Consider the following 12,303-nt stretch of genomic DNA (forward strand, 5'->3'; position numbering starts at 1 on the left):
TCCTCAGGGCAGAAAAAGAGGCCGGGAGCCAAGGCTGCCCGGCCAGACTGATAGGTTACTTGATGGCGCGAATGGCTTCCCAGTCGGACTTTTCGTAACCGAAGTCTTCAAACTTCACCTTCTCCAGAACGGTCTTTTCAAAGTCAGCCTTGTCGACATCGGTGACTGACAGGCCACGTTCCTTGAAACTCGCAACAAGTTCCTTTTCCCTGGCGGCAATCGTCTTGGTGGTCTTTTCGGCGGCTTCCTGCATCACATCGCCGAAGATTTTCTTGTCTTCGTCGCTAAGGTTGGCCCAAAGCTGCTTGGAAATGACGGTATTCAGGTGATCGACAATATGGCCGGTCAAAATGATGTTCTTCTGAACTTCGAAGAACTTCTTGGCCTCAATCGTCGTCAGCGGATTTTCCTGCGCTTCGACAGTGCCGTTCTGCAATGCCAGATAGACTTCGGCAAAAGCGATTGGCGTTGTGTTGGCGCCGCAGGCACGCGGCATTGCCAGATAGGCTGGAACGTCCGGGACACGGATTTTCAACCCGGCCATATCCGAACACTTGGCGATGGGCCTGTTGGCGGTAGTGTGACGCGTGCCATAATAGCTGACCGATGCAATATGATTGCCGGTCTTTTCCTCGTAGCCAGCGGCAAGCCGCTTGAAGACATCGCTTTTGGTATAGGCGATCAGATGGTCGGAATCGCGGAAGATATAGGGGAAATAGGTAACGCCGATCGGCTTGGAATCACGGGCAGCAAAGCTTGAACCCGAAATGATGATATCCACTGTGCCGAGCTTCAATCCCTGGTTGATATCAGCTTCCTTACCAAGCTGAGATGCAGGGAACACGTCAATCTTGTAACGGCCATTGGTGCGCTTGGCGATTTCTTCCGCCGCCCATACGGACTCCGTATGGAATGGTTCGGACGTCTCATAGACGTGCGCCCATTTCAGCGTGGTCTGCGCCTGTGCAACCACTGCCGAAATGGCAAGCGCCGCAGCAGCACCAAGAAGTGTAGCCAGTTTGAATTTCATTGTTATTTCCTCCCTTATTGAATTTAGTTCGCGTTATTTCTGTCGAGACATCTTTGCAGATTGGTCTCTTTCCGTTTCCAGCTCCTCGTCGAAACTTCTGGAAAATCTCAGCTGCGATTGATGCAGATGATATTGCATCGCAGATTTTGCGCGAGCGGGATCACCACCTGCTATGGCATCGCGTACTGCACGGTGCTCCTCAAAAGCCTCCCGCCATGAAGCCGCACTCTCGAAATAACTGGCCAGCCTGGTGAAATAAGGCGTCATGCGCTGGTCGAATAACTCTCCGACAACGCGGTCGAGCGCGGAATTTTCCATGATGCCGGCAATGGTCGTGTGGAAGGTGCGATCGAGCGCAATCGACACCTGCGGGTTGTTGAATGTGCGCGCCATTTGCGTCAGCACATCGTCCATCGCTTCTATATGTTTCGTTGTCACTGTGCGGGCGGCTTCTTCGGCAATAGCGCACTCGATCAGCGCGCGTGCCCGCAATAGCTCGAACGGCCCTTCAAGCTCGTCAGGCTGAATCCGCAGGTGTTTCTCCCGCGGCGACCGCGCCACGTAAACACCTGATCCCATGCGAATATGGATGAGCCCCTCGACCTCGAGGGCAATCAAAGCCTCACGAATGGTGGGACGGGAAACGCCAAGTTCCTCCGCCAGTTCACGTTCACCGGGCAACCGCTCTCCGACACCAAGCTGACCATGTTCGATCTGGCTTCGTATCTGGTCTGCCACCTGCCGGTAAAGCCGGCGTGACTGAATGGCTGCGAACATTTAAACCTCCCCACCCGGCTTCCCATTTCCGGCAACTGGTAAACTGGCCTTACCAATATATAACTGATACATTGATATATATGAGCGAGTCAACCGCTGGTTCGGATCGGTTTTAACAGGGCAGGTTTTCGCAACTTGTCTCGCCTTGACAGGGCGCCCATGAGCATTGTTACATTTTGTATCAGAAAGTGATTGCCTCTAAACCGAACGAACGCGCTATGAGAAACCAATCGTTAAAAGAGATGCTTCGTCAAACCGGTGATAAATGCTGCCTGATACACGATCACTTCGGACCTTTGCTTGCTTGAGTTTCGCCTTGGTTTTGGGCGCTTGCACCACGACTGATCCCAAGCTGCCCGAGGCTGCATCACTGCCAATTCCTGAACAATCTCCGCGTGTTGCTGCGGCCGAAGCGCCCGCTAATTCCGATGTGGCCACGGACAGCAAGAGCACCGTCACGGTTGCCACAAGCACGAGAAGCGCCCCTGAATTCAAAGATAACGGTACGCCGCTCGACAGTTTGATTTCAAAATATTCGGTTGCCTACGAAGTGCCTGAATCGCTGGTTCGCCGCATTGTGCATCGGGAAAGCCGCGGTAATCCACAGGCTCGCAACGGTCCCTATTGGGGTCTGATGCAGATGTTGCCCGCGACAGCACGCGGCATGGGTCACACCGGCTCTGCGCAAGATTTGCTGGATGCAGAAACAAATCTCAAATTTGGCGTGAAGTATCTTGCTGGCGCCTACAAGGTTGCCGATAACAATCCTGATCAGGCCGTGCGGCTTTACGCTCGCGGCTATTATTATCAGGCCAAGAAAAAGGGCCTTCTGGAAGAGACCGGCCTGAAACCGTCAAGCACGCCTGTTGCACCCGCGACGATGACGGCGATGGCTCCCGCTGAAACACCGGCTGCCATGCCGGCGCAACTCGCTTATTCAGAAGAACCCGCTGTGGCGTTTCCGGCAGCGATCCCGTTGCCGATGCAACGGCCTGACATTGCTTCGGCAGCCTCCACCAGTGGAGCAACTACAGGCTTGAGCAACGCGACACCAGCCAGCACCGCCGCTCCACTCTGAAATCAAAACTGCACCGGTGCTGCTAGGCCGCCCACCAGCGATGGAAGTGGTGGACCGGCCCACGCCCGCTGCCGACTTTGAGCATTTCGCCAGCCGCCATGGCAGCCGTCAGATAGTCCTTGGCTTCACTAACGGCACCATGCAGAGCCATTCCTTTTGCCAGGCCAGCGGCAATGGCAGACGCCAGTGTGCATCCAGTACCATGATCATTGACTGTCTTGATACGCGGCGTCGAAAATCGCTCCATTCCGGACCCATCAAGCAGGATATCGGTGCTCATATCCCCCTTGGCATGTCCGCCCTTTATAAGTACGGCTGAGGGACCGAGTTCGAGCAGCTTTTTCGCTTGCCGCACCATCTGGGCTTCATCTTCGGCAATCGGCATATTTGTTAGCAAGGCCGCCTCCGGCAAATTGGGAGTCAGCAGCAGCGCGCGCGGCAAGAGAAGCTGGCGCAGAGCGTCGATTGCCGCTGGCTCCAGCAAAGGGTCGCCCGCAGTTGCAACCATGACAGGATCGAACACCGCTTTGCGCTGCCAGCGATCAAGCCCCTGCGCAATTGTCTCTATGGTTGATACTGTCGATACCATGCCGATCTTGATTGCATTCACCTCAAGGTCGGAAAGAACCGCGTCCATCTGAGCCCGGATGATATCGGGCGAAAGATTCTCAATGGCCGTAACACCATGGGTGTTCTGCGCAGTGATCGCGGTGAGCACACTCGCGCCATAAACACCGAGCGCCGAGAAGGTTTTCAAATCGGCCTGGATTCCTGCCCCGCCGCCGCTGTCAGACCCGGCAATAGTCAGCGCTATTGCGGTCATGCTGGCTCTCTTACCTGCAATGCCTCATCCACCGCCGACCGCAAAGTGTGCGCCGCTCCTTGCGGATCGTCCTGACGGAAGATCGCAGAAATGACCGCTACACCATCAGCACCCGCTTCAATGGCAAGCGGCGTGCGCTCGAGCCCAATACCGGCGATAGCGCCTATAGGCAAATGCGGTTTTGCCTTGCGTATGATGGCAGCCAGGCGCTTGAACCCGTCAAAGCCGATCGGTTGCAGGTTTTCCTTGGTGGGTGTTTCAAACAGGCCGCCAATACAGGCATAGTCAATATCGCCATCAATCGCTGCTTGCGCGTCCGGTTCATTCTTGACGGTCAGTCCGATAATCGCATTTGGCCCGAGGAGATGTCGGACATCGGCAACCGCCATGTCTTCGCGCCCCACATGGACACCTTCCACGCCTACGGCAAGCGCAACATCAATCCGGTCATTGACGAGCAGCGGCACGCCTGTCGCCTTGATCGCGGCGTGTATCTGCCGTGCACGATCAATCATGTCACGCGTTGCGGAGTTTTTGTCACGATATTGGATAATTGTTGCACCGCCACGCACCGCAGCCAGAGCCAGCGCCCCTAAATCCTTGTCGGGGCCAATAGCATCAAAATCGACAATGGCATTTAGGCGGTAATCTACATTTGGCACGTCACGGACTCCATTTTCAAAACTGGAGACCCGGATATGTGCGAAGAAAGACGAACCAGCGCGATAATTGCTCAATTCCCGTTCCTACGCCGGCATGATCCGGATCAGGTTCAAGGGTCTTGGCTCAGCGCCATCTCAGCATCGTACGATGCCCCCCTCGGAATGAACTCATGATGAGATGGCGCATCGTGGAAGTCAATGCGCAGGTGTGGTTCGGGTTATTGGGTCAACATAACTTTAGAGAAGTCATACGTGCAGCCTGTGGTCAGGTCGTATTCAAAATCGGGATCGGTGCCGCCCCCGTCTTCCCAGCCATGATGCTCCTTCTCGCCCTTGCAGTTCATGAGATCGTCCATGACAAAAGCATCTTTTTCTTCCGCCGTAGTCGTGGTTGCGCCGTTCAACGCCAATCGCCACGCATCATATCTTCTGTTGCTTTTAACCAAGAAAGCATGGGCACTATTCAGCCGCTTACTATAGTCACTGAAAGTGAGATTTTCAGGGATGCTCGTTAGCTGTTCGCGCGAATTGGTTGTCGCGACACATTTCTTCTGCAACGACCCATCGCGATTTTTTGGGTTAACATAACCAATGGGACAACCTTCCTTTTTCACAATCATAGTGAAGTAGAGTTCACTCACTTCGCCCAATGCAAACGTCTGCGCTTTGTTTACCTCAGGCTTAGAAGTACCTTGCCCGTCCACTTGCTGGGGATTTGTATATTCGATTGAGGCAACCTCGTGTTCCGTTCCATCTTTCCTAACGGCGATCATGGATATCTTTTTATAATAGATTCCCTTGACTTTCGTTATGTTGAAGGTCGCCTCAGTGGGTGAAATTGCGCTCGAAGCTACCGCTTTCACTGCTACGTTTATTGTGTCTTGGTTCAGTACCTTCATAAATGTCGTACCCATCGACGTCGACAGTGTAAGAACGATCTGCGGTGGAATGCTTTCAATTGCAGTGACATTCTTGATGATTCCGCGTGCGTCGTAATCCGCAACATTCGCGCGTAAACTTTCAAGAATGCGCGCATTTACCGGCTTGAGGTCCTTGCCATCATAGATCTCTGCACCCGACAGCACGGCTGCGTCCGCTGCGTTTTGCAGTTGCGAACGATCGCTGCTTGCGCGGGTATAATCCACGGCAAGCCCGGTCATTCCCACCATAGGTACGAGCAACAATGCAAATGTGACGGCTGTCGCGCCACTACGGTCTTTCAGAAAGTTTCTTATTTTTTTCATGGCCCACTCCAGTCGCTGGGCAGACCATTGATTCAGCCATGTGAATGACGGCTTATGAAATTCATTCAGATTTTCACCATTCTGCATTCAGGCAGTAAAGAGCGCCTGAATGTTCAGCAATGGTAAAAATCCGGTGAACCTTACAGCTCTATATGGATGCTTCCGGCCGGACAAAACCCTCGCTCGCCAAAAGAAGATTGCGCGTGTAATCTTCCTTCACAGCATGACGGGCAAGGTCTGTCGCCGACAGGCGTTCCACCTCTGCGCCATTCTGCATTACCATCAGCCGGTCGCACATATGGGTGACCACCGCCAGATCATGGCTGACCATCAGGAAGGTCAGCTTTCTATCCCGCCTTATCTGCTCCAGCAGGTTGAGAACTTCCGCTTGTACCGAAGCATCAAGGGCTGATGTCGGTTCATCAAGAAGCAGGATTGAAGGCTCCAGGATCAATGCACGGGCAATGGCGACACGCTGGCGTTGACCGCCGGAAAGCTGATGCGAATAGCGAAAGCGAAAGCTTGAACCAAGGCCCACTTCATCAAGCGCGCGCAGGATACGTTTTTCGATATCGGCAAAGCCATGCACGACCAATGGTTCCAGCAACAGGCGATCCACCGTCTGGCGCGGATGCAGCGAGCCAAAGGGGTCCTGAAACACCATTTGCACTTCACGGTAAAATGCTTTTGTCCGGGACGAGCCAAGCGTCTTGCCATTGACTGTGATCGCGCCGCCGGTAACAGGTGCAAGTCCCGCGACGGCTCGCAGCAAGGTTGACTTTCCCGAGCCGCTCTCGCCCACCAGACCAAAAGACTCGCCCTGCTGGACATCAAGACTGACGCCGCGCAATGCGCGAAAACGATCATACTTCACTTCAAGATTTTCGACGCTGAGAGCCGCCACTTGCAGATTGTTCATGCGGCCCACTCCGGCTTGCGGTCAAGGACCGGCAGCGGATGCCGGTCGGTGCCGATCTGCGGCATGCAATTCATCAACCCGCGCGTATAGGGATGTTTTGCGTTCTTCAGGTCTGCAGCGGCGATTTCTTCGACGATCCGCCCCGCATACATGACGATAACGCGGTCGCAAAAGGAGGAGACCAGCCGCAAATCATGGGAGATGAAGATCAAACCCATGCCGCGATCCCGCACCAGATTGTCAAGGATTCGCAGCACATCAAGCTGCACTGTCACATCAAGCGCGGAAGTCGGTTCATCCGCGATCAGCAGCTCCGGTCCGGTCACCAGCATCATCGCGATCATGGCGCGTTGTCCCATGCCGCCGGAAACTTCATGCGGATGCAGATTAAAGACCCGTTCCGGATCACGTATCTGCACAGCAGCAAGCATGTCGAGCGCGCGCTTGCGCGCCTCGGCTTTGCTCACCTTTTCATGGGTACGCAGCGTTTCAACAATCTGCCTGCCGATGCTCATCACAGGATTGAGCGAATATTTCGGGTCCTGGAGGATCATTGCGATGCGGTTTCCACGCAGGCTTCGCCGCTCCTTTGCCGAAATATCCAGAAGATCCATTCCGTCAAAATTCAACGTATCGGCGGTGATCTTTGCGTGATGTGGCGTCAGCCCCATGATTGCGCGCCCGGTCTGGGATTTTCCTGAACCGGACTCGCCAACAATGCCGAGCCTTTCGCGACCAAGCGTGAACGAAACGCCGCGCACAGCATCCACGACCCCCGTGCGGGTCGGAAATTGCACGCGAAGATCCTTGACTGTCAGCAAGGCGCTCATTGGTTGTTCCCCTTTGGATCGAGCGCATCGCGCAAGCCATCGCCAAGAAGATTAAAGCCCAGACTGACGATGAGAATTGCAAAGCCCGGTGCGGCTGCCACCCACCATTGATCCATGATGAACCGGCGGCCGGATGCGATCATCGCACCCCATTCAGGCAATGGCGGCTGTGCGCCCAGACCAAGGAAACCAAGGCCTGCGGCGACCAGGATAATTCCGGCCATGTCGAGTGTCACACGGACGATCAGAGATGAAAGGCAAAGCGGCATGATGTGGCGCAGGACGATACGCATGGGTGATGCACCCATGAGCTGCACGGCGGCAATATAGTCGGAATTGCGCACGGTCAGCGTTTCAGCTCTGGCAATGCGTGCATAGGGCGGCCACGAGGTGACCGCTATGGCAATGACGGCATTCTCAATGCCAGGTCCGAGCGCCGCCACCAAAGCGAGAGCCAGAATGAGCTTTGGAAATGCCAGGAAGATATCGGTGAGCCGCATAAGAATTGCGTCTACCCAGCCTCCGGCATAACCGGCGATGGTGCCGACAAGCAGCCCAATCGGCGCGGCGATGATAGCCACGAGGACAACTACATAGAGCGTCAGACGCGAACCATAGATAAGGCGCGAAAGAATATCGCGGCCCTGATCGTCTGTGCCGAGCCAATAATCGCCACCGGGCGGCAAAAGCCGTGCATTGCGCAGATCGCCTGCAACCGGTGAATGCGGCGCAAGCAGAGGAGCGAATAGCGCCACCAGCACCAGCGCAAAAATGATGCCAAGTCCGATCACGGCGAGCCTGTTGCTGGCAAAACGGCTCCAGATCAAATAAGCGCGGCCAAGCCGGGCCTGCATACGCGATTGCGGCCGGTCGCTCATCAGCCATTCGCGGCGGGAAATTGGTTTTGCGATCTCGCTCATCGTGCGCGTGTCCGTGGGTCAAGTAGCCGATACAGAAGATCGGAAAGAAGGTTGATGGCGATGAACACGGCACCAATGATAATCGTGCCGCCGAGCACCGCATTCATGTCGGCATTTTGCAGCGAATTGGTGATGTAGCTGCCAAGGCCTGGCCAGGAAAAGATCGTTTCGGTCAACACTGACCCCTCAAGCAGATTGGCAAAGGAGAGCACAATCACAGTCAGCAATGGCACTGCCGCATTGCGCAGGGCATGGGCCCAGATGATGCGGGTTTCGGACAGGCCCTTGGCGCGCGCCGCAACAATATATTCCTGCTCAAGCTCGTTCAGCATGAAAGAACGCGTCATCCGGCTGATATAGGCCAGCGAAAAATAACCCAGCACTGAGGCGGGCAGGATGATGAAGCTGAAAATATTGCGGAAGACTTCCCAATTGTTCTGCAAAATCGCGTCAAGCAGGTAAAGGCCGGTAATGGGCGTAAACGTGTACTCGTAGACAACGTCGATACGTCCTGGTCCCGATACCCAGCCAAGCTTGGCGTAAAACAGCACGAGACCGAGCAGCCCCAGCCAGAACACCGGCACTGAATAGCCGATAAGTCCGATAACTCTGACAATCTGGTCGAGGATCGTGCCCCGCTTGACGGCAGCAAGCACTCCAAGCGGAACACCAATAAACGCGCCAATAAGCGTGCCCAGTGTCGCCAATTCGAAGGTAGCGGGAAAGACGCGGATAATATCGGTCATAACCGGATTGCTGGTCAGAACGGAATTGCCGAACTCACCCTGCAGGACACCCTTAAGATAAAGGAAAAACTGCTGGTAGAGCGGCAGATTCAGTCCCAGCTCTTCACGCACACGCGCCACGACGTGGGCAGGCGCGCGATCGCCTACAATGGCCAACGCGGGATCGATCGGGATGACACGGCCAATGAAAAACGTGACGGCCAGAAGACCAAGAAATGTGATGGCGCCAATGAGCAGAAACCTGCCCACGGCCCAAGCGAAATTTGAAGCCCAGGCGCCTGAGCGCCTGGCCTCCAATTGCATGTCAGATGTGCTCACCGGTACAGGTTCCGGATTACTTCGTTACATTGAAAACGTAGTTGGTATCAAATGATGGACCAAGCTTGAAGTTCTTGATGTTCGCACGCAGTCCTGCCACTTCCGTCTGCTGGAAGATGATGATGAAGGGGCTGGTTTCAAGCACTTTCTTCTGCAGATCCTGATACATTGCCGCGCGCTTGGCATTATCACGCTCCAGCAGGGCTGCCTTCGTTTCCTTGGTCAGCTCCGGCACATCCCAGGCATTGCGCCATGCGAGTGTCTTGTTGGTGCCGGTATCAGCATTGTCCGTATTGCTGGTGAAGGTCTCGGCGTTGGAATTCGGATCCCAATAATCCACGCCCCACTGACCAATATAGGAATCATGCGTACGGGCACGATATTTGGTCAGGGTCTGCTTACCGTCGCCCGGGATGATCTCCATTTTCACACCTGCCTGCGCGAGTGTTTGCTGAACTGATTCAGCAATACCCGTCACCGGCTGGTTGTTACGCACATCCATGGTGAAGGAGAAGCCATCCTTCAATCCTGCCTTCTCGAGCAGTTCCTTGGCCTTAGCCACATCCAGCTTGAACGGCTTTTCATCCAGCTCGCCCAGAATATTCTTTGGCAGGAAGGTCTGGTGGATATCACCGGCACCCTTGATCAGCTGTTCTCCGATGGCATCATAATCGACCAGATATTTAAACGCCTGCCGGACTTCCGGCTTGGCTAGGTTTTCATTTTTCTGGTTGAGGCTGATATAATAAATTGTTCCCTTCGGCGCACTGACCGTGGTGATGTCCTTGTTCTTGGTAACCTGCTCCATATCATTTGGTTCAAGATTACGGGCGACATCAACATCGCCTTTTTCAAGCAGAAGGCGCTGCGCCGCGCTTTCCTTGACGTGGCGATAAATAACACGGGCGAGCGGAGCCTTGGTGCCATAGTAATTGTCATTACGCTCCAGAACGATAATCTCGTTGGCGCGCCAATCGCGAATTTTCATCGGACCGGAACCCGCATAATTCGTCTTCATCCAGGCATTGCCGAAATCATCATTGACGATGTGCTCGGAGATCAATTTCTTGTCTACAACCGAAGCAACGGTCGATGTCAGGCAATTCAAGACGAAGCTTGGTGCATAAGGCTGATCGACAGTGAAAACAAAAGTGGACGGATCAGCCGCTTTTGCCTTTTCGGTCACATTGTCCTTGTTCAGGCCAAACTGCGTCAGAATGAATGCCGGGCTCAGATCGAGCTTGACGGCACGCTCAAAGGAATAGGCAACATCTTCAGCGGTAAGCGGGTTGCCGGAAGCAAATTGCAGATTGGGCTTGAGTTTGAATGTATAGGTCAGGCCATCATCGGAAACCGTCCAGCTTTCGGCGACATCCGCAACGATCTTGGATGGATCATTGATGTCGAGCCGTACCAGCTTGTCATAGGTGTTACCGTTGATCTCGCCCATGGTCAGCTCAAAAGCTTCACCCGGATCAAGCGTGATGACGTCATCAATCGCCCATGCCTCGACCAGCGTATCGGCGGGCGTTTCGGCGAAGGCCGGCATGCCCGACAACATTACGGCGGAGATGGCCGCGCTACCGAGCATCATGCGGAACTTTGGGTTCATCTTGGTCATCAACATTGTTCTGGTTCCCTGTTTAGAGCTATTGGCCGGAATCTCTTGAGCTTGTTCCGAACCTTTGTTTATTTTTATTGTTCATGCCAGGCTGAGCCAAGCACGCGCAGCCAGTTTTTACGACAGATTTTTGCAAGATCATCCTCACCATAGCCAGCCTCGCGCAATGCTTCGACCAGTTTCTGGTTGCCGCTTGCATCAGCAATTTCGCCGGGGATTTTAGCACCATCGAAATCAGAACCAAGTGCCACGCAATCAATACCCATGCGATTGACCATATAGTCAATATGACGAACCATATCCGTCAGCGGTGTGTCGGCATTTTCGCGGGCGTCGGGACGCAACATGGCCACGGCGTAATTCAAGCCGACAAGCCCCTTGCTTTCGCGGATTGCATCAAACTGCTTGTCGGTAACATTGCGCGCGACAGGCGTCAGTGCGTGCACATTGGAATGGCTGGCAACCAGGGGTTGGTCGCTCAGACGTGCCACGTCCCAAAAACCCTTTTCAGTTATATGCGCGAGATCAATCAGAATGCCGAGGCGGTTGCATGCCTTGACCAATTCTTCGCCTGCTCCTGTCAGACCGGGACCCGTATCGGGGTCCATTGGATAGGCAAACGGGACGCCATGCGCGAATATGTTGTTCCGGCTCCAGACCGGCCCCAGCGAACGTAAGCCAGCTGCATAAAACACATCAAGTGCCGACAGATCAGCACCAATCGCCTCGCAGCCTTCCATGTGAAGAACTGCCGCAAATTGATCCTGATCGATGCATTCGTTGATTTCCGCTGTACTCCGGCAGAGTTTCCATCCGCCTGCCTGCTGCAACCGGAGGGCTATAGAAGCCATTTCTAACGCAATATCGAGCGATGGAGCGCGTTCAAGCGGCGCTGCAAGCGGTGTCGAATAATGGCCATTGGCATCCGGAGCCTTGAATGCCAAATCACCGGACGGAACGTAGATGGCGCAAAGCCCGCCAACCAGACCGCCTTTCAGTGCACGCTTCTTGTCTATATGGCCTAAACTTGTTCCTTCGATGAATTCCTGAACCGGATCCGTTCCGCTTTTCGAATGTTTCCACAACCGGTAGAGCACGTCGTTGTGACCATCGAAGACTGGCTGCATTTCAATTTCCGTTCAGATTTATCAAAAGCCTTGCACCGGCGGATAATCATTTCGTCGAATATCCCAGCACCAATTCTGCCAAAAGATCACGCCCGCAATGAACATTCAAGGGAGTTGTTAGACAAAAGTATAAATACAAGGCTGCCGGACAATTTGCCCACACATTGTGCACTTACCGAACGTGGCTAGGAGCGCAGCCAAGACACAG

12 protein-coding genes and 1 riboswitch are annotated in these 12,303 nt (G+C 54.3%); of the genes, 1 reads left to right on the top strand and 11 read right to left on the bottom strand.

Annotated features, from left to right (window positions below; all coding sequences use genetic code 11):
• Positions 1-55: 55 nt before the first annotated feature.
• On the bottom strand, positions 56-1,030 hold the full coding sequence (locus V9K95_RS10215; RefSeq protein WP_336440719.1) for a sialic acid TRAP transporter substrate-binding protein SiaP: 975 nt from the start codon (positions 1,028-1,030) through the stop codon (positions 56-58).
• Between the two features lie 33 nt (positions 1,031-1,063).
• A complete protein-coding gene (locus tag V9K95_RS10220; RefSeq protein WP_336440720.1) occupies positions 1,064-1,807 on the bottom strand; it encodes a FadR/GntR family transcriptional regulator in 744 nt (247 codons plus the stop codon).
• A 304-nt stretch (positions 1,808-2,111) separates the two neighbouring features.
• Here V9K95_RS10220 and V9K95_RS23685 point away from each other — a divergent pair, with 304 nt between their 5' ends.
• Positions 2,112-2,885, top strand: coding sequence for a transglycosylase SLT domain-containing protein (locus V9K95_RS23685; protein ID WP_442958553.1), 774 nt, complete (start codon positions 2,112-2,114; stop codon positions 2,883-2,885).
• A 22-nt stretch (positions 2,886-2,907) separates the two neighbouring features.
• Here V9K95_RS23685 and thiD read toward each other — a convergent pair whose 3' ends face one another.
• The 9 genes from thiD to V9K95_RS10270 form a co-directional block, all read right to left on the bottom strand.
• Positions 2,908-3,708: a bifunctional hydroxymethylpyrimidine kinase/phosphomethylpyrimidine kinase gene (thiD, locus tag V9K95_RS10230; protein ID WP_115051492.1), complete on the bottom strand. Its 801-nt coding sequence runs from the start codon at positions 3,706-3,708 to the stop codon at positions 2,908-2,910.
• Complete coding sequence (gene thiE / locus V9K95_RS10235; RefSeq protein ID WP_370878852.1) at positions 3,705-4,370, bottom strand: thiamine phosphate synthase; 666 nt, start codon at positions 4,368-4,370, stop codon at positions 3,705-3,707. Before thiE ends, thiD begins: the two co-directional genes overlap by 4 nt.
• A gap of 64 nt (positions 4,371-4,434) precedes the next feature.
• Positions 4,435-4,538, bottom strand: a riboswitch (TPP riboswitch).
• 50 nt (positions 4,539-4,588) lie between these two features.
• Entirely contained in the window at positions 4,589-5,614 is a 1,026-nt protein-coding gene (locus tag V9K95_RS10240; RefSeq protein WP_336440721.1) for a TadE/TadG family type IV pilus assembly protein, read from the bottom strand.
• Between the two features lie 148 nt (positions 5,615-5,762).
• Positions 5,763-6,533 (bottom strand): ABC transporter ATP-binding protein, encoded by a 771-nt coding sequence (locus V9K95_RS10245; protein ID WP_336440722.1) that lies wholly within the window; start codon positions 6,531-6,533, stop codon positions 5,763-5,765.
• The gene (locus V9K95_RS10250) at positions 6,530-7,363 is read right to left on the bottom strand and encodes an ABC transporter ATP-binding protein (protein ID WP_307282236.1); all 834 of its coding nucleotides are present in this window, start codon (positions 7,361-7,363) and stop codon (positions 6,530-6,532) included. Before V9K95_RS10250 ends, V9K95_RS10245 begins: the two co-directional genes overlap by 4 nt.
• A complete protein-coding gene (gene nikC, locus V9K95_RS10255) occupies positions 7,360-8,283 on the bottom strand; it encodes a nickel transporter permease (RefSeq protein ID WP_336440723.1) in 924 nt (307 codons plus the stop codon). The genes V9K95_RS10250 and nikC overlap by 4 nt, the downstream gene beginning before the upstream one ends.
• Positions 8,280-9,332, bottom strand: a complete 1,053-nt coding sequence (locus V9K95_RS10260) for an ABC transporter permease (RefSeq protein ID WP_115051497.1) — start codon at positions 9,330-9,332, stop codon at positions 8,280-8,282. Before V9K95_RS10260 ends, nikC begins: the two co-directional genes overlap by 4 nt.
• A gap of 31 nt (positions 9,333-9,363) precedes the next feature.
• Positions 9,364-10,971, bottom strand: coding sequence for an ABC transporter substrate-binding protein (locus V9K95_RS10265; RefSeq protein WP_115051627.1), 1,608 nt, complete (start codon positions 10,969-10,971; stop codon positions 9,364-9,366).
• A 71-nt stretch (positions 10,972-11,042) separates the two neighbouring features.
• Positions 11,043-12,095 carry a dipeptidase gene (locus tag V9K95_RS10270; RefSeq protein ID WP_336440724.1) on the bottom strand — a complete coding sequence of 351 codons (1,053 nt, stop codon included), beginning with the start codon at positions 12,093-12,095 and terminating at the stop codon, positions 11,043-11,045.
• Between the last annotated feature and the right edge of the window lie 208 nt (positions 12,096-12,303).

Origin of the sequence: Phyllobacterium sp. CCNWLW183 (assembly GCF_037203775.1) — a bacterium.
Taxonomy (GTDB): domain Bacteria; phylum Pseudomonadota; class Alphaproteobacteria; order Rhizobiales; family Rhizobiaceae; genus Phyllobacterium; species Phyllobacterium ifriqiyense.

Coding starts and splice junctions, on each gene's coding strand:
- V9K95_RS10215 (WP_336440719.1), bottom strand. CDS start 1,030: ATGAAATTCAAACTGGCTACACTTCTTGGTGCTGCTGCGGCGCTTGCC.
- V9K95_RS10220 (WP_336440720.1), bottom strand. CDS start 1,807: ATGTTCGCAGCCATTCAGTCACGCCGGCTTTACCGGCAGGTGGCAGAC.
- thiD (WP_115051492.1), bottom strand. CDS start 3,708: ATGACCGCAATAGCGCTGACTATTGCCGGGTCTGACAGCGGCGGCGGG.
- V9K95_RS10240 (WP_336440721.1), bottom strand. CDS start 5,614: ATGAAAAAAATAAGAAACTTTCTGAAAGACCGTAGTGGCGCGACAGCC.
- V9K95_RS10245 (WP_336440722.1), bottom strand. CDS start 6,533: ATGAACAATCTGCAAGTGGCGGCTCTCAGCGTCGAAAATCTTGAAGTG.
- V9K95_RS10250 (WP_307282236.1), bottom strand. CDS start 7,363: ATGAGCGCCTTGCTGACAGTCAAGGATCTTCGCGTGCAATTTCCGACC.
- nikC (WP_336440723.1), bottom strand. CDS start 8,283: ATGAGCGAGATCGCAAAACCAATTTCCCGCCGCGAATGGCTGATGAGC.
- V9K95_RS10260 (WP_115051497.1), bottom strand. CDS start 9,332: ATGCAATTGGAGGCCAGGCGCTCAGGCGCCTGGGCTTCAAATTTCGCT.
- V9K95_RS10270 (WP_336440724.1), bottom strand. CDS start 12,095: ATGCAGCCAGTCTTCGATGGTCACAACGACGTGCTCTACCGGTTGTGG.